Genomic DNA, 21,927 nt, shown 5'->3' with positions numbered 1-21,927 from the left:
TCGTGTCGTCACCCAACCTTCGGTTTTGCTGTCAAGCGCCGCCGCCTTTGATCAGTCGACGCCAGCAAATTATACAAAGTGTTGTGAAGTCGCCATCAACGCTAATGTTTGATTTATGACATCAGGAATGATTATCCGTGGCGACCACTTGTCGAGGAGCAACTGTCCGAGATCTGCTGCAGTAAAAGAGAGTCGCTGTTCTACCCCTTCATCCCGCTGAGGCTCATGCCCCGGATGAAGTAGTTCTGTGCCGCTAGGAAGGCGATAAGGACTGGACCGACGATGATGAGCGCAGCAGCCATCATCAATCCCCATTCGGCGAAGTACTGGTTCCGGACGGCGAACAGCGCTACTGGCAGCGTGTACATCTCGTTCTCGTTGGCAATAATGAGCGGCCACTGGAAGTTGTTCCATGCGCCCATGAATGTGAAGATACCTAACGTCGCCAGTGCGGGTTTCGCCAGCGGTAGGTAGATCTTGTAGAACGTCTGCAGTTCGTTACAGCCGTCGATCTTCGAAGCTTCACCCAACGCGGAGGGGAGACTCTTGAAATGCTGCCGTAGCAGGAAGATACCAAACGGATTCGCCGCGAGCGGCGCAATCAGTCCTTGGTAGGTATTCGTCCAGTTCAGTTCGACGAGGATGAGGTAGACGGGGATAAGTGTTACCATCCCGGGAATCATCATCGTCGACATGAACCCGAGGAACAGCTTCTCGCGACCCCAGAAGTCGATCTTCGCCAGTGCGTAACCCGCGAGGCTGTCGAACGTTAGGTTGAACGCTGTGACTGCCCCGGCGAAGATAACCGTGTTGATGAACCAGCGCACGAGCAGGATGTCTGGACGCTCCCAGAGCTTCAGGAAGTTCTGGGCTGTCACCTCTGCAGGGATGAACGTCACCGATGTTGCAGTCGGATTCGCGGATAAGGCGGTGGTGAGCGTCCACCAGAAGGGAAGTGTCATCCACAGTGCGCCAGTAGTAACGAGCGCATAGAGTACGACGGTCTTCGACCAGTAGCTTGCGCCCGACCGGTCGTAGCCTGGGTACTCGTAACTCGACCGTGCCATCAGTAGGTCACCTCCTCTTGCTGGCGGTGACGATACTGGTGGTAGCTGAACGCGAAGATGATGAGAAAGAGGATGAACGCCATTGCGGCGCCGACACCCATCTTCCCCTCTTCGAACGCTCGCTGGTAGATGAGAAGCACGATAGTCGTCGTCGCGTACACCGGCCCACCCTCGGAGTAAACAAGTGCGATGCCGAACACTTGGAAGGCGCCGATGATGGCCATGACGATGACGAAGAAGTTCGTGTTGCCCAGATTCGGCCACGTGACGTGCCGGAATCGCTGCCACGCACTCGCACCGTCGATACGGGCCGCTTCATATAGTTCCTCGGGGACGTTCTGGAGCCCAGCAAGGAAGAAGATCATGTTTGACCCAATACCGCCCCAGATGGCCATCAGCATCACGCCACCGAGTGCGTAGGAGGGGTTACCCGCCCAGTTCTGCGCTAACTGAACACCAACGAGCTCACCGATGGGCTCCAGGAAGTTGTTGATGACACCGTCTGCTGCGAGGAACCACCGCCACATGACGGCGCTCGCCGCACCGCTCAGCATGACTGGCATGAAGTACGCCGCTCGATACGCTTTCTTCATACGGACACGCTTGTCGAGCATGAGCGCGACTGCAAGTCCGCCGTAGATTTGCAGTGGGACAGTCCCAACAGCGTAGATGACGGTCGTCTTCAGCGAGTACCAAAACAGGTTCACTGATGGGTCGGTGAACACGCTCGTATTCAACTGGAGGTTCGTGAGGCCGCCTTGGACTGGGAGTGGCGTCAGCACGTCGACGTAGTTTGCCAACCCGACCCAAGTGCCTGCGTTCCTGAGAATGCTCCACTCTTGGAACGAGATGTAGAACGCGTAGAGTACTGGTCCGAGGAGGAACACCGAGAACATGAGGACGTTCGGTGCGACGAACAGAAAGCCCATCAGATTGTTCTGGTCTTCGGTGACGCCAAGCCGTGCACGGAGTGAGCCATCCAAGACGTCTCTGACGGCGCTCACGACACCGCTATCACCGCTCTCGTCACGCTCTCCGACTGCCATGATCAGAACACTTCGCTGTTAATCTTCGACTGGGCGGTTTCGAGTGCCTGCTTCGGTGCCTTCTTCTCGAGCATCGCCGCTTCGAGTTGCGGGTGGAGGAGGTTGATGATCTCCTCGCTGTTCGGCCCGTAGGCGACCGGGTGCGACCACTCACCGGCTTCCAAGAGCGTCTTGCGGCGCGGGTGGTTCTGGTAGTATTCGAGATCCCGATGAGACTTCCGTGCAGAGAGTGCAAGCCCTTTCTTGGCCCACTTGGCCATCCCGTCGGGACTGGTCATCCCTTTGATGAGCGACTTCGAGGCGGCTGGCGATTCGGTCGCTGCGGACGCGCTGTAGGACACCGTGTATGCCGAGGTTGCCTTCTGGCCATCTTCCGGAATCGGAAGATGCGCGACGTCGATGTTCTTGTTGACCTCGGGATGATTCTCTTCGAGGAACGGCAGTCCCCACGGGCCGAGCACCGCTGCAGCGACTTCTTGTGAACCGAGTGCCGCACCATGCCAGCCGGCACCGAGTTCGCTCGGCACCGCGAGCAGGCCGTCTTTCTTCAGGTCGACGAGATACTGCAGTGCTTCGACGCCAGCGTCGGAGGCGAAGACAGCCTCGTCGCCGGCGTCGTTGAGCATCGAACCGCCGTTCTGGAACAACATCGCTTTCCACATCCGAGCGTTCGGGAACTCTACCAGCGGCGCTTTCACGTCCGTCGACTCCTTGACAGCTGAGAGAGCCGACCGAAGTTCACTCCACGTCTCGGGGGCTTCGACGCTCGCCTCCTCGAACATCGCGGTGTTGAAGAACAATCCGAGCGTCGAGAAGTCCTTCGGGATACCGTATAGCGTCCCGTCGTACTTGAACGCCTCCAAGAGCGGCTGGAAGAAGTCGTCGACGTCGAACTCTTCTGCATTCGAGAGGTCCGAGAGGTCGAGCAGAACGTCCTCCGACGCGAATGATCCGAAGTAGTTGGCGTCAACATAGAAGACGTCCGGTGCATTGCCCGCTCCGAGTTGTGTCTTTAGCTTCTGTTTGTAGTTCGACTGCACCGGGTTGTACTCGACGCTGATGTTCGAGTGATTCTCCTCGAACGACCCGATGAGTTGCTTCAACAGCTCTGACTCGGTGTCGTCCGCAGCCCATCCCGAAAGCGTAAGCTCGCTGCTGGGAACTTGTGTCGTTGAGCCACCACTCGTCGCCTGCGAAGTTCCGCTCGAATCGCCGTCACCACCGGAGTCGCCGTCGCCACCCGTACAGCCAGCGAACGCGCCTGCGAGCCCCACTGCGCCAGTTGCCACGAGGTGACGCCGGGTCATCTTAGTGCCATTGTGTGTCATGTTCGTCTCCAACGTTTGAACCCAGAATAATAAAGATTCGGAATGTCACACTACTCCAGTAGTGATGTGACCGAGGCTTTATATGGGACGGCGGGAATCACTCGCAAAAGGAATGAAACGCGACAGTACAGTTCTGCACGGTTCGACGTTTCTCGTGACCGACGGCGACGGACGTCAAACCAGAGACCACGATGGATTCTATCACCGAGACATGCGACATCTCGACACGTATCGGCTGGAGACGGCCGACCGACCGCTCGAGACCTTAGAGACGGTCGACGTCCGTCCAGGTGAACGATTGCTTCATCTCTGTGACCCGCTAGAGCTCGGTGCGCGAACGCTCCGAGTCAGCCGACGTCAGCTTGTCACGAACGGTCTCACTGAACAGGTTCGTGTGACGAACCTGACGAGCGAATCACTCACGGAGACCCTCACGCTCGACGTCGGCACGACTTTCGACGACCTCTTCGAGGTACGCGGGTTCCAGTCCGAAGCGCGTACGGTGCGAGATATCTCCGTCGAGACGACGAACGCAGACGACGCTAATGATGCTGCGGTAACCTTCTGCTACGACCCGGCGGACCTCAACGAGACGTGGGAGACTGTCGTTCGCACCAGCTGCGGTACTGTCACCGACGCGACCGTTGGCGATAGACGTGCGGACGCGACTATACTGGTCGAACTTGAGTTGGCTCCGCGTGAAGACGCCGTCTTGTTCGTTGGTATCCACCCGAACGAGTCCGACAGCACATCCCACAATCCTGCCGACACTTTCGACCGAGCACGGCGTAACCTCGATACTCGAGAAATGGAGTGGGAGGCTTCGACAGAAGATCTCGTCTCGACGTATTCTGACGTACCGCTTGACCTCCGACTGTGGGAATCCGTGCTCGAAGAGAGCCGGGAGAATCTGCTCGAACTCTGCCTCGACACCGAGAACGGACCACTGTTCGCCGCTGGCGTACCGTGGTTCGCGACGGCGTTCGGTCGTGATTCACTCATCGCCGCGTATCAAGCTCTTCCGTTGACGGTTGAACCGGCGAAGGGAACCTGCCGCTATCTAGCTGCCCACCAAGCCGACGACGTGGACACGTTCCGACACGCCGAACCGGGGAAGATTCTCCACGAGATTCGACACGGCGAACTCACCCTCCGCGAGTCGGTTCCACACTCTCCGTACTATGGAACTATCGACGCCACGGCGCTGTTCGTCATCCTCACTCACGAGGTGTGGGCACAGAGTGGTGACGACGCCTTTGTCGAAGACCTCTGGCCGCACGTCGAACGAGCACTCGCGTGGCTCGATGAGTACGGCGACCGTGACGGCGACGGCTTCGTCGAATATCCCACTGACGGGGGTGGTGGCGGTGGGCTTGCACACCAAGCGTGGAAAGACTCTGGAGACGGTATCATGCATCCTGATGGCTCTCATCCGAAGGGACCGCTCGCCGTTGCTGAAGTACAGGGGTACACCTACGATGCGAAGCGGCGCGCTGCCGTGCTTGCTCGAGATGTGGTCGACGCGCCCGACCTCGCCGAGACGCTCGAAACTGAGGCGGCTACGTTGAAACGAGCGTTCGACGAAGCGTTCTGGCTACCCGAAGAATCGTTCTACGCCGTCGCACTTGACGGAGATAACGACCCTGTTGAGACGGTCGCAACTAATCCGGGCCACTGTCTCTGGAGCGGTATCGTTCCAGCAAATCGTGCAGACGACGTCATCGACCGGCTTATCGCTGAAGACATGTTCTCAGGGTGGGGTATCCGGACAGTATCGGCCGCACACGATGTCTACAATCCACAGAGCTACCACCTCGGGAGTATTTGGCCACACGACAACTCACTTATCGCTCTGGGAATGGCTCGCTACGAGCGTTCGGACGCTGTGCGAACAGTTGCGGGCGGACTCGTTGAGGCTGCTCGTGACCGAGGTAATGACCGACTGCCTGAACTATTTGCTGGGTTCGACCGCGAAGAGACTGACGTTCCCGTTGAGTATGGTGAGGCGTGCGAACCGCAAGCTTGGGCAGCTGCTACTCCAATTGCCCTCCTTCGTGCGTTGGCGGGAGACGTCACGCTCGCCGTTGACAAAGCTACCCCGATGGAAGAGGCCCAGTCTGAAACGCGCTGAAGAGTAGAATAAGTATTAGAGATCCGGAGTGGTGCCTCTGTCATCTTGAGAGCTGATTCGAGCATCCTGTTCGCATTTCCATTTCGAGAGGTGGGTAGCAATCAGGTTGCGTACACCTACAGAGCCGTTCGCGCACCGATGCCGATCTCACTTAGAGGATCCTACGCCGGTGCGACTCGGATCGCCCCGTCAATCAGCTCAGTAAGTTCTGCATGTCGTGCTCGCAACGTCGTCGGCGTCGTGCCAGCGGCCGCTGCAACCTGTGTCTGTGTCAGCGACTCTCCGTGTTCACGACTGGCGAGATAGAGACAGGCTGCAGCAACCCCAGACGGCTGATAGCCGTTCGTAATGGACGTCTGATGCGCACGCTCGGCAAGCGCCCGCGCTTGTCGACGAACCCGTTTCTCAATACCGAGTTCTGAGGCGAGCTTGGGAAGCAGCGATTGTGGGGCGACGGGCTGTGTCGGGAGTCCCAGTTCTCTGTTCAACGTTTTGTACGCGTTCGTGACACCCGAGTGGTCGACTCGGGCAACGTCGACGAAGTCATCACGGGCGACTGGCCGTCCGTGACACCGACAGACCCCATAGACGCTGGCGGCGGCTATCGCTTCGATCGACCGACCGAGCAAGAGGTCCTCGCGTTGGGCACTCCGGAAGAGCTGACACGCTTGCTCTCGAACCGAGTCAGCAAGTCCGAGAGCGCTCGTGACTCTTCGGACTTCACCTAACCCGTGTGCGAGGTTGCGCTCGGCTTTCGACTGGAACCGGCCACGACTGTGTTCACGCCGCATCCGGGCGAGCTGACATCGTTTCGACCCAGAGAGCGTGCGTCCCTTCCCATCGGTGCTGCGCCCGATCGTGGTCGACAAGCCTCGGTCGTGACGGGCCGCCGTGAGAGGAGCACCTGTCCGTTCGCGATTGCTGTCGTCGTCTTCGAATGAGCGCCACTCGGGGCCGTGGTCGATCTCCTGGTCGGCGATGACCAGCCCACAGTCTTCACAGACTGTTTCGACCGCGTTGGTTGCCACGTGGCCGCTGCATTCGGGACAGTTGTTCGAACTGGACTCACACTGGACGTCTTCGTCGAAGGCCGTTTCGTAGATATCTCTCGTTGCCATGGTACTCACGAGGGACACTAGATGAGTCGCGAATCTCTCTGCGCCCCTCACCTCTCAGGGGCAGAAAAACAACACTGCGGTCTTGTCGAATTCATCAGCTCAGATCGCATCAACCCAGCGGTTGCTCGACCGTATCCACGTCGTTCGTGGCTTCACCGCCAACCAGCATTACGGAGCGGTGTGAAACCTCCCGAATGCAGTGAATCAGTACCTCCAGACCGCGACGACTACTCACAGGGATTCTGTATCCAGTCGCTCGACTCGCAGTAACACAACAGAACTACCACAGACACCCTCGCCTATCGTCGCTCCAGCCCTCGACACTCAGTACCGATCAGATGATACACTTGAAGAGAGCCACGCGCAGATGAGTGACTGTGCGCACCAGCCGCGAGAACTCGGGCTGTCGAACCGTTCCGGTATCAAGAGCTCGTTCACCCGTTCGATCGGGAACTCCTTCTCGATCGGCAGCGTGGTCCGTTCTTATCGCCTTGAATCAGCTTAACCGATTTCCTCAGACATTGAAGTGTGCTTACTCTTCTGGGAAACCATGTATCGCTTGTCACCCTTATTGATTCAACGACGGGGTAGGGAACCACAGGGACCGCCGGTCAACACCTTATCCCGATCATCCTAACGGATTTCAGTCCGCCCGGCGAACCATATTTGGGGTTATTCCCGAGTAAATCTAAAAATCCTATATGAACTGGCGAGAAATTCGCGGCTAACCTCGCCCTATTCCTCCCACTCGATTGTCTGTTGAACGATCGACTCTTCATCCAGATTGAAGCTTCGAAGATCCAATTGCACCTCACGCGCGCGTCGCTCTCGCTGGTGGTCCACAAGCGTCTGGAACGGACGCGGAATCTCCAAAAGCGTCGCATCACCACTTTTACCTTTCCGGATGTTCCGGACGACATAGAGATAATACCGATCAGCGAGCTCCCCTTTGGCTGCCTTCCACTCGTTCCACGAGAGGGAGGGTTTCCGTGTGTTCAGTCCGGACGTCTTGAGCTCGATGCAGCGATCAACAATCGGCTCGCCACGACTATTGGTCGCGAGGGTGAGCACGTCGAATCCCGGCCAATCAGTGTCGAACGGGTCTTCTATCGGTGACAATCCAGCGCTTGTGACGAAGCGCTGAATCGCCGTCCGAACAAACGGCGATCGACGCGCAGCCGCGTACGTTTCCGGAGTGCTGACGTCCCAGACCATCATTTTAGTGTGGTCTTCACCGTTCGCTGCGAGTCGTGCCCATTCTGCCTCGAAGGTTACCCGCATTCCAAACGCATCGATCAGCGATCGGTACTCCTGTGATGCCGGCGTCGAGGATCGACCGTTCCCGCTTCCACCACTCGCACCAGTCCCATTTCCGGCTTGAGACCGCCCTCCATTTACCGAGTCAGGTTCGAATATGCGTCGAGAGCCGATTCGCTGGAGGGAGGTTAGATCCGGAATTCGATCTGATCGTGCAGCCGTTCCGGTCCCGTTCCTTACCACCCGCTTCTCGCTCGTTCCCTCACGTTCGACGTCGGGCTCAGTTAGCTCCGACTCCTGATCGACATCAAGATGGTCAAATTCATCCTCCGGCTCCGTGGATCCTTCACTGAAGAGACGCTTCCTGGTCGCAGTAAGTTGATCAACGGTCGCACCGCTTCCCACGACTCGGAGCCGATCCACGATTCGCCCCGCAGGGTCTGACGCGTTGAAGGCTTGATCGATGAGGCTCTCGACCCCCTCATAATATCCTGATATATTGAGATAGTCCGTGTACGCCCGAGCAAAGGCGTCGATGAACTCGTCTTGCGGAAGGGACGCATCAACTCTCACATCGACTCGTTTCTGGTTCTCTCGATGGATGAAGTAGGGGCGCTCTCTGCTCTGTGGCTCTTCTATTCCCCCTTCACCAGTTGTTTGCATCTCAACTTCCAATCCATCGACGAACTCCAACTGTTCGTAGAACCGTTGGGTGCGTTGTTCATCCTGCTCGGATACTCGATCGGTCCGGATTCGGAGGAGTAGTCCCGCGAGTAGCATTTCGATCCAATTCTCATCAATCTGGAAGCCGTCTATCGTAATCGACAGGCCGAGTTCTTCCCCCGAGGCAGGAGTCTCGGTCACAACATCGTGGATATCCGTCGCTCCCAGATGTGTTCCGAACCCTGGGGCTGCCCGCTTGAATAGCGTGATTAGTGGCAATCCCAGGCTGGCATATCGTTCGCGGGCACTGTGTGACCGAACAAAGTAGGCTTCTCCGGCTGGACGGAAGGCATACTCGTCGCCGAGACGACAGAGCACCTTGATCGAACGTAGTCCCGTGACATCCGGGTCCCATTTCGACTCAGCGATCGTGTCGTCGTCAGCTAGCCCCGGCATCAGTCCCGCAACACGCGTGTAAATCGGTTCGATTTCGCCGGCAAATCGAGCTAGGTTAACCGACGCGTCATCGAGCAGTTTTGCTATCTCTGAGAGCACGCGGCGAGCATCCGCAGAAGAGAAGGCCGCCTGCTCAAGTTGAACCCCAATATCTAACGCCGCTGCGACTTCGAGAATCGACCGTTCTCCAGCCGATGAAGACGCTGACTGGTCCCTCTCGACGAATGGGAGTAACGACCGCTCACGGTCGAGTTCCAGACTGAAACGCGTATGGTCGCTCTCTGGCAGAAGCCACGCGTCTTGCGGCGCTACCGTCCCGAGTGACGTCGGGAGCCACTCATCGTCTTGGAGCTGCCACAGCCATAGATTCGACCCGACCTGCACACGCTCATCCGTCGTGAAGAAGTACGAGATGTTCGAGCCACGCCATCGGTTGTTCGTGAATTCAGCGACCGTTGCGTGGCGGTGTTGGACCAGTCCATCGTCCCACCACACAACGAGGTGAGTGAGTAGTCGAGTGCCGATTGATTCGTTAGCCTTGGCCGCTGCCAGAAGTTCCTCAGCGTACTCTAAGGAGTTGATCTGCGAGATGTAGCGGTGATCCTCTGTTTCGATGTGGGGTTCCACATGCTCGAGAAGATGAGATCGATACGCTTCCCAGTCGTCCTCAGACAGTCCATCATACCGACTATCGACCGGGCGCTTACTTCCGTCAGTCTCGGCCAGAGAGTCAGTCGCTGCAATCGTCGACCGTGGTGGTCGACTGAGCCCTTTCGTATCCCGATACCGATGACGCGTTGCTGGGTCAGGTGCGAAAAGGGGGAGTGGGCGGACATGTGCCGCCACCCCGAGCCATCGGAAGAACGCGACCCACCGCTCAAGGTCGGTCGTGTCTGTTTCCGAGAGACCGAACCAGTCTGGTGGCGCGAGGAACCACGGATCGAACCGCGCCGTTGGCGCGTGCTCGCCAACTGCCGAGAGAAGCGGTTCGATCCGGGCTCGTTCAGGACATCCCACTGCTGCTTGCCAGGCGTCGCTGACGTATACCTGGTGGGCCGGCTTCCACTCGACGGACGGGTCATTTCCGCCGTCAAGAGAGACAGCCGGAACCGGGAGTTTCGAAAGGTCGAAAAACGGCCGTCGGGAGGTCCGGTACAGAAGGGGCGACTGTGGATCGCGATCGTTCTCTGGTGACTCGACGTTAGCCATCGTCCGGATTGCCTCGAGCGTCTTTCGTGACTCAAGCGGTGACGTATCCGCGTTCGGTGTGTTCGGCCCCGGAATTGCCGGCCGAATTGCCGTGTCGAACACGCGAGCGAATCCGAAGCTGGTGAGGTCCCAGATATTCTCTAGTTCGGAGCGAAAGTCGACGGGGAGATGCTCCTCACGGATTCCCTTCGCCTGCTCCGGGTTTGTCCCATGATAGAGCATCCGCGGAAGGAACGCAAGGTTCGGAAAGGTGTGGCCGTCGATCGCTTCCTCAGGTGGGATAAAAAACGAACGATTATCGGCTTGCGTCCTGATTGCGTGCAGCGACTCATAGCGCCGCGTGACGGTATCGACCGGGAACACTGCCGCGCGGCGACAAGCCGTATCGAACGCTTCTCGCGCCTCATCTGACTCGAGCGTTTTTCGCGTCTCCACCAAGAAGACGAGTACTGGATCGACGTACAGCACACACGGTGCATCCTCAGCATCATCGGTGAATCCCTGAGCCCTGACGGCTCCGGTAGCGCCATGTCGCTCAAGGGGTGGATCATAGGCCGACTGTTCGATGCAGCTGGGCATCTGTTCCGGATGGAGTTCCGCTGCTCCGAGCGCCCGGAGCGTCATCGCCGTTCGATGTTCAAGCAGGGAAGCAGCAGGGAGATAGCCAGCATGATCGTCGACCTCGATTCGTGACGCCCCGACAAGAACGACGAATTTCCGCCCGAGGTCCGTCTTTTCCGAGCCTGTGTGCGGCACTACGAGTTCGTCAATCGTGTAGACATCGTCACCCCGATTCCCGGGGAGGAAAGACGCACTCGCAAGCGATGTCTTGAGTGACTCGAACAGGCAGTGCTCGGTTGACCCCGGAGTGAACGACCATTCGCGGCGGCCATCCAAGGCGGGATCGACCGCCGAGAGGAACTCAGCAGCAGTAGTCGCGGACGCGCGGACGAACGGAACGACCTCCTCGGCAACGAGCGTCCCTACCTCTTCAAAGAGGCGGGCGTTGAATTGGCCCGCATAGCCGAGCTCCTCATCGTAGTCGAGGGTGAGGTTGCGCCGTGACGTGTCGGACTGAAACGTCCCAGTGACCAGCGCAGGGACAGGGCTCCGTTCCTTGGTCGGGAGGAACACGTGAATGTATGGCGGCTGAGAGCGCGATTCGCCGTACACTGGCTGTAACTTCCAATCTGCCGTCCTCGGTGTTGGGCTCTCACAGGTGGCCATCGCACGAAACGCGATACCGACGGCCAGTTCTCCTATCGTCTTGATGTCCGTCGCCGAGAGATTCGTGTCTTCAGCGACGGCGTTTTGGTCGATCGCCGTCCGTTCGAAGAGGATGTAAGAGAACTTCCCTGCTGTCCGCCCTGTTTCATCGATTGTCTCAACCCTGACATAGATAAGCGTCGCGTCGGTCGCATCCTCGATCTCCGAGCGCTCAACTTGCCATGTTCGTTCCCACTCGGGGCACTCAATCTCGATGTGCTCCAGTTTCGGAAGCAGGGCGACAGTGTTCGCTTCGAGCGTTTCGAGCTTCCGCTCAATGCGACCAAACAGATCCTCTGGATCCCGAAGTGGGAACTCGAAAACAGTCGTATACCCATCCTTGAGCAAGGCCTGAATACGATCCGAGGGAGTCGCTTCCACGGGGATACGAAGCGTCGGGACTTGCGACGCATCGAGTGATGAACCGAGTTCGGCGTCGATATCCAGCCATTCATTCAGAATCGCTGCCGTTCGCTCTCGGTCGAATGAGGCGTTCACATCGGCAGCGTACACCGCCGGACAGTCCGTGATTCCCAACACAGAAGTGAAGCCCCGACCCTTGTATCCGATCGTCGTCCCACCAGCCTTTGTCGTTCGCGTCGGGAGGGTCAACGCGTAGAGGTCCTCATGCGTGAAGGGCTCGCCGTTGTTAGCTACGAGCAACGACTCCTCGCTTAGTTCGATTCGGACTTTGGGGTCAGACGTTTCTGCCATCTCATCGACGGCGTTTTGGAGAAGTTCGAAAATGAACCGTCCATCATAGTCCGCCCTATCCTGTCGTTCTACTCCGGTATCCGACTCGATGAGATCGAGATTCTTCTCATACGCGTCGATATGCTTCGCCCGAATCGCTTGAATCGACGACGGTGACCGCTTCTTCATACGCTATGACCTCAAGTCAACTGTATAAAAATGTCTCACTGGATTAACATCCAACAGATCAACATAGAGCTTGGATGCCTTACAATTGGAAGCGCGATTGCGGATTGGTTTGACTACGGAGTTTATTACACTCGCTTGGATCGGATGGTCATACCTCAATATCTCAGGAAACGGATCTACGGAATAATCCTACAGAGAAGTGATATTGGCGAGACTGATGTATTCCTTGATCTGATTGAAACCTTGGACGCGACGTATAACGACCTAAATAAACTCACTCGTGGACCGATGCAAGCCCTGAACAGATGAAGAATATGCGTCTTTACCGAATGGGAGGGGGTGAGTTGATCCTCGGGACGTGGGATGGTGAGAAGCGTATGGCCTCTATCCAAGAGCGAATCAACAGTGACGAGAAAGCCCGGAATGTTCTTGACAGTGCCCAATTCATTCACTACCGCTACGATCAGGGCAAGTCCACACAAGATCATTTCGCAAAGTGGGACGTCGATGACGAACTCCGCGAACTCTGTGAAGGCCTTGTCGACGCGACGGGAGATGACACTTACCGTCGTATCCTTGGGACGGACTCTACCCTCGAGGATTTCTAAGTCACCCTTCTCCTTCGAAGAGATCCTTCTTGCTGAGTTCCTGACGAGAACCGGTATATTTCCACGAAGGGATTCTTGAAATGGTCTTGTTGATTGCCCTGACCTCGTACATCGTTCTTAACAGAGGTCAGTTATTCATCCAAAGAGCCTGTTATCTCGATTCTCTGTACGTAGCGATATTCCACAGTCTATTTTCAGCGATGGGTGTGACCGACTCGCGCGCTGAGCTCAGCACGCCCGCAGAAACCTATCACGATTCGATAACAATACAAGATCATCTACACGGAGCGAACTCACCACCGAACGATAGCGAAAGCCCGGCGGCTCTGCGTGCCGCCCGGAACGTGGAGGTTGGGTGGGGCGGCGGGAAGTGGGCGAACGGGCACATAGCAAAAAAGAAGGCGACGACGACCGACTATTCCCACCACCGACCGCGCTCGGGGAAGGTCAGACTCGACCAGCCAGTGACGGCCAGGGAGACACGTCCTTCGTACCAGTTCCGCGCCGCGCCATCGATGCGCACCTGCTCGCCCTCGTCCATCAGGGGTGCATTCGACGCCTTCCAGACCGTCACTCTGGTTTTCCCACTGTCGTCGGCGATGAGACCCACTTGAGCGATACTCGGATGGGAGGGCACCCACAATGTCTCGACACGTCCTTCGATACGCACCTCTTTGCGGTTCATGTCCTCGAGTTTCCCGATGGGAACCACCTGACCTGGCGCCGTCTGCAACTCCTCGAATACACTGACGACCGCGCTCATCATGTCCTTGCCACCGACCACAGCCTCACCGAGTCGCCGCCCAATCGCCGCTTGCGACCAGCCATCGAGTTTCTCGCTCAACCGCACCGCCTGGGTGTTCACCGCCGCCAACTGTTCCTGAGTCAGCTCTTCACGCGGATCGGCTCGCTCGGGGTCTGCCCACACATCCACGCTCGCCGCCCGCTTCTGGAACGCCGTCCGTCGCTCTACACTCCGTGTCGCTGCCACAGCTCTCGATCGCTTCTCTCGTCCCGCTTGCGTTCCGAACGTCGCTCTGGCACTGATGCGCTCCAGCTCTTCCTCGCGACCTCGAATGCGCTCTTCCTGTTCGAGGGTTGCCCCGTAGATCCGTTCGTCGTCGGTGTCGACGACTCCGTCCGGATGGTTCGCATCCACCTTTGCTTGCACTTCCATCTGCACCGTCGCTCTGAACTCCGGGGTCTCATCGACGACCTCGAAGCCATCCTCGTCGACTTCCGCTTCATCCGTGTTTTCGAACGCCTGTTCATCGACCGAAACTACATTACTGGTTGAGTTCGTACTCGACATTGCAGTATACCTGAAGGCGCTCACTCGGCGTCTTCTTCCGACACCACGACTCTCCAGCCGTGGCTGTCCACACCGACCAACTCACTCTTCGCGCGCTCTCGCTCGCGCTTTCGTGAGCGACCATCGGGAGCGAGCGAGAGCGCGCCTATACGGAGGACACAGACAAGTACGCGCGCCGGACAGGCCGGTCCGAGTGGCCAGCGGAGTTAGTCTCGTCGACGACGAGCACCGACTGGCGCGCAGGCGTCGACTGACTAACCCGCTGGCGCTTCGGGAGAAGCGAACGACGCGCGGGACGACCACCGGGAGTCCCGCGGCGTGCCGAGGCGAACACCGTGAGCCGAGTGCAGGCGGCCGGCCGACCGGGCGGCGAGCGGGCGTACCGAGTCGTCACACCTGACAGACAGTGAGGCAGCAACCACCACGACCCTCCAAACACAGACGGTGTTCTCGATCGCCTCGAACCAATTACCACGTGGTTCTTTGCGAATCGCTACTTGAGAGACCCAGGAGAACTCGCAATGAGCACCAGTACAGCAGAACACCTTCGGAAAGCCGAATCGACGCTTATGACCCGCGCTGTCGATTATACCTGACTGCTCCGGACAGTTCAATCGTATCGCGAGTAATGGGAAGTTGCTGTGAAATTAGATAGTTCTCTCTGCAAGAAATCTGCGCTCGGTGTGTCGATTACGATCTCCTCAGCGAATTGGCCAAGAACGAACGAGTTCGCGCCCAAGCGTCTGAATTAGCATGAGCGTTCGCTGCTGGACTCCCTCCGTAGACGTTGTACGTGGACCGCATAGTTCCAGCAGTCGGGAGATAGGGAGGGAACAGGAAATGTCCCGCGTCTTTGTACACGTCGTGCCTGTACATGTTGGGATGCTCTGAATCGTCGAGGCGATCAATAACGCGTTCGGACAGTCTCGTGGATGGCCATCGCTGGTCATCCGTAGCCGAGACCAAGTAGATCGGTGCGTCAGCGGTCTCGATGGGAATCGTTGCCGCTTCGAGGCGCTCGGACGACGTGTCTTCCAGTGGTGGTTCGAAGTACGGAAGTCCAGGGTTGGGCGGCGGTCCTAAACTCGGTTCTGCCAACTCCAAATATGGGACTGGCTCGCCGCCTACTGTCCACGCAGAGGTCCCGGCGGGTGTTCGGTTGAGGTCTAGCCCCTCATAGACGACCCCACTCGGGACCCAACCGACGACGGCGCCCACGTGGTCAATGTGGGTCGCCGCGAGCAACGCGAGCGTACCCCCGCGCGAGAATCCGAATAGGCCGATTTGTTGCTCAGCAACTCGATCTTGAGTGCTCAACCACGCGATTGCCTCTTCGATGTACTCGATTGGGACCTCTCGTAACGTCGCCGGTAACGGTTCTGGGTCACCGAAGTACTGTAGTGCTAGTGTAGCGAATCCATATGACGCTAATAGTCGAGCAAGGCCACGGTGCGGTTGCCCCCCTGCACCGTGCAAATGAATCACACCGGGAGCGGGCTCGTCACCGGGCGGAAAGAATGCGGCGCCGACGACATCCTCTGTCGTAATCTCGACGTGTTCAATGTTCGGATCGTATAATCGGCGACGTGTTGTCGTCTCTGTGAGAGACTGGTCGCCCACCCTAACGGTTAGCGTGACCTCGTATGCTGACTCTGGTGGAAAAAACCGAACCCCCGGCGCGAGCGGTTCTGTCGGGTTGGCTTCGACCGGGCGCATCGACCAGAGCGGTCCCATCGAATCCGCGCTCTCGTAGTACCGGCCATTGAGAGGACGCTGCTTACCGACCGTCACCGTTCCATCCGCACCAGATTCGAAGGTCGCCGTCGAGATCCACTCGGCTCCACTCCGGTCGTGAGCGCGAGCCTCGAGTGTTATTTCTGAGTATGCCTCTAGTCCGGTCATCGTAATGGAGACGGAGTCGTCCCGCAACGCAGTCGAAGGGACTTCTATGGCCGGCGTTGCCTCCTCAGAACTACAGCCAGCGAGGGCGACTGATCCGATTGCTCCGACCGACTGAATGAAGCGACGCCGAGTGGGGGCGAAATCGAGACTCATCGTCTCACCACTCGGTTGGCGTAACCGGTTCGAGAGAGTCCTGCAACATCTCGATTTTGCCCTCTTGAGTCCATTTTCGATGTTTGTCCACATGTAGTACACGACACTATCGGAATTAGATTACGACTTAGTGAGGTGATATTTACTCGGGGCCGAGCAAACTAACTGGCTTGCCCGATACCCGTGACTGGTTCGCACGCTCCAGCACGCCCATAGAAACTTCACCGAATACTGTCAGATGAGGCGTGCAATACACAGAGCGTGCCTCTATCAATGCAGTAAAATGAGCCCTTTTTGGTGTGATGAGTCATGGTCTTTCTGTCACCGTGGGTTATTAAGATTGAGTAGGGTCCTAGCGTCTGCTTCGATGCGGTCAGCAACGTCATCTTCCTGTCCAGTTGGAATCTCGAGGTGATGGAAGTCGTTCATAATCCGAACCATCGCTAACGCCTCGTACAGTGGCTCAGGGTCCGACACGTGGTTGAGGCGGTCCGGTGCTGTTGTCCCGTATCCTGAGAGCATCGCCTCACGGACGAGTGGTCGCCGATCCTGAACATCAGGGAGCCCCGCCAGAAACGCTCCGCTGAAAAGGTAGACGGCGAATTCGAAGTCGAAGGCTGGCGGTACAGCCAGGGTGTATGCCCAATCAAGCATCCCTGTGACTTCCCCAGTGTCCGAATCCAGGAGAAGATTGTGCAGTCCGTGATCATTACGTCCGAGAACAGGTGTAAACGGTTTCTCCAAGCCCTCAATAGCCGTCCTGAGCGATCGAGTCAACTCCGAAGTCAGATTCGAGAATTTCGACTCTTCATGCCGGTCCAGTTCTCGATCCATGTACGACCGTAGAAACATTGGCCAAGGTTCACCCCCGTCTGTGGTAGTCAGCGAGGCAGGATCTCCGTCTGGTCGTTCACCGGGTGAGCGAGGACCATCGTACTGGACGTGGCCAAATCCATCGACCGCCTGAACGCCATGAAGCTCCCCTAAATACATGCCAATTTCTCGAGCGAGACGTCGAAGGACGTCGCTTTCGATCCGACTGACGGACTCATAGTTCTCCTCGTCGCCAGGCAATGCACTCATTAGATAGTACGGTGCTGGCAGGAACTCGTGGTCGTCGGTGACTCCGAAGACATCGGGAACTGGTATCGATGTTAATTCAGACAGAACGGCCTGAATGCGCGCTTCTGCCGAGATACCCCAATCGTTGTCATCCGGTGACGCCTTTGCATAGTTCACTTCAGACTCTCCGTTACGGGAAACAAGTACTCGATAGACGGTACAGAATCCTCGTTCAGCTGGAGTTGCATCGTAGAGTTCCAGATTCGGTTCGATTTCACGAATCATCTGTTCAAGGACCGGTTGGGGAATCGCTCTAGCGTCGGGGATGTCGTCCATGAAACAATATTGTGTGTCTATCGAGAGGATGTTTTCGGTGATGTTTCATTACACTCACGGAGTTGCGCGAGGTATTCTCCGACCACTATGTGCGTCTCGCGTGGTCGCAGCGGCGAACCACTGCTCAAACGCATCGTTATGTCACTCAGTGGACCGCGAAGAACCTGAAACGCCGACGAGTCGTGGCATCAGGCGCGACTCTGCACGTCGGAGAAGCTCAGAGGCAGTCGAATTCGCAACCTCCAGTTCACTCGCGACAGCATCAAGAGACGCCTGCCGTGGGACCGCGTAATAGCCCATCTCTGTCGCAGTCTCGACCGCCTCTGCTTGGCGACTGGTTAAACACCCAGTTACCGAACCCAGTCGACGGTTGAACCGGCCGATCTCTCGAACGTCTACGCTGATGTCCGAACGCGCTTTGAGCGCGTCCACCAGGTCCGACAATGACCCGCCGCTTCCGACTACCGTCACATCAACCCACCCATCTCCGGCGTACACTATCGGCGGGACGACGACGAGTTGTAGGTCGGTGAATGCCCTGGTCAACCCTCGTTCCGACTCGGTGTACTCCTGACAGACGTACGAATAGAACCCGGAACTGTCGAGGGGAGCCAATTCGAACCATCGAATAGGTTCGACGGATTCGATGCGGTTGCGATAGGCGTCGATGTCGCCGTCGATGTAGAGCAACGCGAACTGGACTGTCTCGAACGACTGGTTCCACGCGAGCAGTTTTGCGTAGTTCATCGCTTCGGATTCGGCGACGAACGATTGTAGGGGGTGGCGCATCGCCGCGGGAACGTCAAGGCGAGCGTGGAGGTAACGCATCATCGGGTGTCGAAAATTCTCACTCGGCTCACATAAATGGGCGATATATCTCGGGAAAACGTTCGTTCCGGTCGTGGCCGATTATTTAGCTATGTGCCCGCAGCACAGCGAACCCGGTACGTCGTCCGAGCATTCGTCCGGCCGTCGCGGTACCGCCCTCCCCACTGAGACGCCGCCCGGGCCAGATGGACTCCCGATACTCGGGAACGCCCGCTCACTCATCGGCGACACACGGGCGTTCTTCGACGAGTTGAGTACCTACGGCGACGTCGTCAGCTATCGCCTCCCACGGATGGACTTCTGTACAGTGTTGCACCCTGACCTCATCGAACAGGTTCTGATGGTCGATTACGAGCAGTATGAAAAGTGGGGGCTCGAAGATTTCGGCGGCGAGTTCGCCCCCAATGGCGTCCTCCTGACGGACGGCGACCAGTGGCGACGCCAGCGAACGATGATTCAGGACGCGTTCACGGTCGAACGTATCCGGAGCTACGGCGAGACGATGGCCCGATCTGCCGAAGAACTGGCCGCCGACTGGGACGACGGCGAGGAAATCGCGCTCAACCATGCCTTCTCGAATCTTACGCTCGACGTGCTGACCCGGTCGCTGTTCGATTTAACACTCGACGAGAGCGAGAGTATCGTGACCGAGTTCGCAGAAACTCTCAACGACCGAGGGAGCCTCGATGGGCTCTCTACGTTTCTCCCAATGTGGATTCCAACGCCGGAGAACCGCCGTTACAACCGTGTTCTCTCTGAGTTTCGGTCGTTTATCGAGGAGCTCATCGACGACCGGCGAGGACAGGAAGACGAGTACGACGACCTGTTGTCGCTGCTGCTCACCGTCGAAGACGCAGACGGCAACACGATGTCGGAACCCGAGATTCGCGACCAAATGGTGACGTTCCTATTCGCTGGCCACGAGACGACGTCGCTGGCGCTAACCTACACGTTCCTCGAACTCGCGAAAAATCAGTCTGTACGCGACAGACTGGATTCAGAACACGACGCGGTTCTCGGAGGGCAGACGCCCACGCTTGGTGATCTCGCCGAACTCACGTACACAGAGAAAGTTATCCGCGAATCGCTTCGGCTGTACCCACCCGCGTTCATCATGTTCCGTAAGACTACCGAGAACGTCGCACTCGGAGGCTATCGCATTCCGGAAGGGACCAGAATCACACTCCCGCAGTTTTTCGTGCATACGGACGAACGCTGGTACGACGAACCCGAAACGTTCGACCCTAATCGCTGGACAGAAGAGTTTGAGGACTCGCGCCCGGATTACGCCTACTTCCCGTTCGGGGGTGGGCCACGACACTGTATCGGGATGCGCTTTGCCATGCTCGAACTGAAGACGATGCTGCCCACAATCGCCCAATCAGTCGAATTCGAATTGCTGTCCGACCCGAATCCTGCTTTGGAGATGGCGACGACACTTCGCCCGGCCGAGGATATCCGTGCTCGCGTGAAACGACGGTGAGAAGCGCGGTCAGACGTCTCGTTTCTGTCCTTCCTCACGGGAGTGGGATAGTCTAAACACGAACAGACCGGGATCAGCAATACGAATCGCAGTCACGCGTCCTCAATGCCTTCGATATCCGCGAATGATGCACCCGACCCCTCGACGTCGAAGTGCTCGAGGACCACGGGTCGGAGCGCCTGGAGAACAATCTCGGCTGCGAGTGGCGAGATGTCGAGGTCACGGGCCATCAGGCGGTGCGTCACCTCGCCGCGTTCACGGGCGACAGCGTAGGTGAGTGCCGTCGCGAGGCCAGCAATCCCGTGACGGTGGATGTAGGTGTCGATGTCACCGTTGGTTTCACGACGACCGACCGCATCGATCAGCGCCGGCGTAATCGTGTACTCACGGTCGCCATCAGTAGTCACGGTCAGGCTAATCGGGCGAGCAGTGTATAGCCGGGGTTGTTCATCGCGGGTAACCTCGACGACGCCAGCATCAACAAGCCGGTTGACGTAAGTGTAGGCTGTCCCCTGTGCGAGGTCGAGTGCGTCCATGACGTCTTTGACAGATGTCTCATCATTGCGAGCGAGATATGCATACAACTGAGCCAGCTGTGGCTCTTCGAGAAGATCCTCAACCGAGAGAAAGTCGCGGACGATGTCACCTGTGTTCTGCTTTGAGGTACGTGACATGGGGTTTCTGTAGTGATTACAGTTTACAGCGAATCAATAAAGTGTGTTTGGGTAACAGTTGATTGCTCAATACGATGTTCTTCTGGGAGAATATGGCTCAGTACAACCCAAACACTCTCAGTGGTCGCTGACAGTTATTCAGATAATGCGGCATTCGTCAACCCCGTTGACGCCGTCACAGCAAACTGCGCTGGAATTGATAACGCAGGGTAGCGATGAGGGCGGGGCAATTACACACAACATAGCTGTCGATCTCCTCACTGGCGGTGGGTTTGAGCGGCCAGAGGCAGAGGACCTCCTCGAACAGTTGTTGCTGAAGGGGTACGTCTATGAGTCGAAGAATGGCCTCCGACTCACTCCGTGACGCGTTCCCACGAGAGCCATCGGACCCGAAGCGCTGAGCGCTCGCCATTCAGTTAACCAACAGCACTGGAGTCACACGATTTTTCGTTGGTTAACGCCGGTCTGAGACTCCACTGTTTCGTGTGCCCTCGGGCGAGCATGAGACGTCGCAATCGGCCGACATCAACACGTTGAGACTCTCGTTAGCGAACCAGAATCTACCTCGTCGTCAAAGAGGCGGTCTTGTCTGACCCGTATCTGAAGCGGCTCGAATAACTCAGACTTCGTCAAACGTCTCTCCCCACCGGGATTGAATCTCTGCAAGCACCTCTCCAACAACCGCACCGAAGTCAGCAGGATACGCTCGATCTACAGCGTCCTTAGTGGACGCATCGTGGAGTGGATGATAGTGATCACGGTCGTTGTGGGGATTCTCATGGCGGTCCCAGCGACATTCTTTCTGGTGACCGTCCCACTGTTCGACGTAATGAATGTAGAAGTTGCCACTGCGTTCGACTTCGAGGTCGACGTACACCCGTGAGACCTGGTCTGGATAAGCTGTCTCATCGAAGACGACCTCGACAGTCGCCGGTTTGTGTGAGGGAAATGGATTGACCTGCGTGACAAAGGGCTGTGACCCAAGCCGCTGTGCGACTCGCCTGAGCAGTTCCTTGTTCGGCGTTGAATCCCCCATTATTCAGTGCGGTCGGTTGAGTGGACGGGACGACAACCTGGCAGACCGATTGGCACTGTTCGAGGACCGCGGGTATCACGTCCTGTGCTCATTCTTGGGGTGTCCGCGAT

Annotated in this window: 13 protein-coding genes; 2 read left to right on the top strand and 11 right to left on the bottom strand. The window is 57.5% G+C overall.

What is annotated here, in order from left to right; translation table 11 throughout:
• Nucleotides 1-200 precede the first annotated feature (200 nt).
• Genes BM083_RS16120 through BM083_RS16110 form a run of 3 tightly spaced genes read right to left on the bottom strand, consistent with a single transcriptional unit; the run spans nt 201 to nt 3,420 of the window.
• Entirely contained in the window at nt 201-1,067 is an 867-nt protein-coding gene (locus BM083_RS16120; protein WP_089870582.1) for a carbohydrate ABC transporter permease, read from the bottom strand.
• Nucleotides 1,067-2,113: a carbohydrate ABC transporter permease gene (locus BM083_RS16115; protein WP_089870579.1), complete on the bottom strand. Its 1,047-nt coding sequence runs from the start codon at nt 2,111-2,113 to the stop codon at nt 1,067-1,069. The genes BM083_RS16120 and BM083_RS16115 overlap by 1 nt, the downstream gene beginning before the upstream one ends.
• A 2-nt stretch (nt 2,114-2,115) precedes the next feature.
• Nucleotides 2,116-3,420, bottom strand: a complete 1,305-nt coding sequence (locus BM083_RS16110; RefSeq protein WP_177197667.1) for an ABC transporter substrate-binding protein — start codon at nt 3,418-3,420, stop codon at nt 2,116-2,118.
• 133 nt (nt 3,421-3,553) lie between these two features.
• Between BM083_RS16110 and BM083_RS16105 the strand changes: the two genes are divergently transcribed.
• Nucleotides 3,554-5,572, top strand: a complete 2,019-nt coding sequence (locus tag BM083_RS16105; RefSeq protein ID WP_177197666.1) for an amylo-alpha-1,6-glucosidase — start codon at nt 3,554-3,556, stop codon at nt 5,570-5,572.
• A gap of 161 nt (nt 5,573-5,733) precedes the next feature.
• Here the strand turns inward: BM083_RS16105 and BM083_RS16100 are convergent, their stop codons facing one another.
• From BM083_RS16100 to BM083_RS16070, 6 genes are all read right to left on the bottom strand, one after another.
• Nucleotides 5,734-6,690, bottom strand: coding sequence for a transcription initiation factor IIB (locus tag BM083_RS16100; RefSeq protein WP_089870571.1), 957 nt, complete (start codon nt 6,688-6,690; stop codon nt 5,734-5,736).
• A 735-nt stretch (nt 6,691-7,425) separates the two neighbouring features.
• Entirely contained in the window at nt 7,426-12,423 is a 4,998-nt protein-coding gene (locus BM083_RS16095) for a sacsin N-terminal ATP-binding-like domain-containing protein (RefSeq protein ID WP_089870568.1), read from the bottom strand.
• A 1,023-nt stretch (nt 12,424-13,446) separates the two neighbouring features.
• Complete coding sequence (locus BM083_RS16085; protein WP_089870566.1) at nt 13,447-14,343, bottom strand: SOSS complex subunit B family protein; 897 nt, start codon at nt 14,341-14,343, stop codon at nt 13,447-13,449.
• Between the two features lie 690 nt (nt 14,344-15,033).
• Entirely contained in the window at nt 15,034-16,398 is a 1,365-nt protein-coding gene (locus tag BM083_RS16080) for an acyl-CoA thioester hydrolase/BAAT C-terminal domain-containing protein (protein WP_281244213.1), read from the bottom strand.
• A gap of 321 nt (nt 16,399-16,719) precedes the next feature.
• A complete protein-coding gene (locus BM083_RS16075; RefSeq protein WP_089870562.1) occupies nt 16,720-17,796 on the bottom strand; it encodes a phosphotransferase family protein in 1,077 nt (358 codons plus the stop codon).
• Nucleotides 17,797-17,937: 141 nt separating this feature from the next.
• Complete coding sequence (locus tag BM083_RS16070; RefSeq protein WP_218148976.1) at nt 17,938-18,627, bottom strand: helix-turn-helix domain-containing protein; 690 nt, start codon at nt 18,625-18,627, stop codon at nt 17,938-17,940.
• Between the two features lie 88 nt (nt 18,628-18,715).
• Between BM083_RS16070 and BM083_RS16065 the strand changes: the two genes are divergently transcribed.
• The gene (locus tag BM083_RS16065) at nt 18,716-20,107 is read left to right on the top strand and encodes a cytochrome P450 (protein ID WP_089870560.1); all 1,392 of its coding nucleotides are present in this window, start codon (nt 18,716-18,718) and stop codon (nt 20,105-20,107) included.
• A gap of 92 nt (nt 20,108-20,199) precedes the next feature.
• On the opposite strand, the gene BM083_RS16060 is transcribed toward BM083_RS16065, so the two are convergent.
• Both BM083_RS16060 and BM083_RS22880 read right to left on the bottom strand, forming a co-directional pair.
• Nucleotides 20,200-20,781 carry a winged helix-turn-helix domain-containing protein gene (locus BM083_RS16060; RefSeq protein WP_089870558.1) on the bottom strand — a complete coding sequence of 194 codons (582 nt, stop codon included), beginning with the start codon at nt 20,779-20,781 and terminating at the stop codon, nt 20,200-20,202.
• A 619-nt stretch (nt 20,782-21,400) separates the two neighbouring features.
• Entirely contained in the window at nt 21,401-21,817 is a 417-nt protein-coding gene (locus BM083_RS22880) for a toxin-antitoxin system TumE family protein (protein WP_143085752.1), read from the bottom strand.
• Nucleotides 21,818-21,927: the final 110 nt, after the last annotated feature.

This window comes from Halogranum rubrum, assembly GCF_900114455.1.
Classification (GTDB): Archaea; Halobacteriota; Halobacteria; order Halobacteriales; family Haloferacaceae; genus Halogranum; species Halogranum rubrum.
This window is presented reverse-complemented; position numbering and strand designations above follow the sequence as displayed.

Coding starts and splice junctions, on each gene's coding strand:
- BM083_RS16075 (WP_089870562.1), bottom strand. CDS start 17,796: ATGGACGACATCCCCGACGCTAGAGCGATTCCCCAACCGGTCCTTGAA.
- BM083_RS16110 (WP_177197667.1), bottom strand. CDS start 3,420: ATGACCCGGCGTCACCTCGTGGCAACTGGCGCAGTGGGGCTCGCAGGC.
- BM083_RS16115 (WP_089870579.1), bottom strand. CDS start 2,113: ATGGCAGTCGGAGAGCGTGACGAGAGCGGTGATAGCGGTGTCGTGAGC.
- BM083_RS16100 (WP_089870571.1), bottom strand. CDS start 6,690: ATGGCAACGAGAGATATCTACGAAACGGCCTTCGACGAAGACGTCCAG.
- BM083_RS16120 (WP_089870582.1), bottom strand. CDS start 1,067: ATGGCACGGTCGAGTTACGAGTACCCAGGCTACGACCGGTCGGGCGCA.
- BM083_RS16095 (WP_089870568.1), bottom strand. CDS start 12,423: ATGAAGAAGCGGTCACCGTCGTCGATTCAAGCGATTCGGGCGAAGCAT.
- BM083_RS16080 (WP_281244213.1), bottom strand. CDS start 16,398: ATGAGTCTCGATTTCGCCCCCACTCGGCGTCGCTTCATTCAGTCGGTC.
- BM083_RS22880 (WP_143085752.1), bottom strand. CDS start 21,817: ATGGGGGATTCAACGCCGAACAAGGAACTGCTCAGGCGAGTCGCACAG.
- BM083_RS16065 (WP_089870560.1), top strand. CDS start 18,716: ATGTGCCCGCAGCACAGCGAACCCGGTACGTCGTCCGAGCATTCGTCC.
- BM083_RS16060 (WP_089870558.1), bottom strand. CDS start 20,781: ATGTCACGTACCTCAAAGCAGAACACAGGTGACATCGTCCGCGACTTT.
- BM083_RS16070 (WP_218148976.1), bottom strand. CDS start 18,627: ATGATGCGTTACCTCCACGCTCGCCTTGACGTTCCCGCGGCGATGCGC.
- BM083_RS16085 (WP_089870566.1), bottom strand. CDS start 14,343: ATGTCGAGTACGAACTCAACCAGTAATGTAGTTTCGGTCGATGAACAG.
- BM083_RS16105 (WP_177197666.1), top strand. CDS start 3,554: ATGAAACGCGACAGTACAGTTCTGCACGGTTCGACGTTTCTCGTGACC.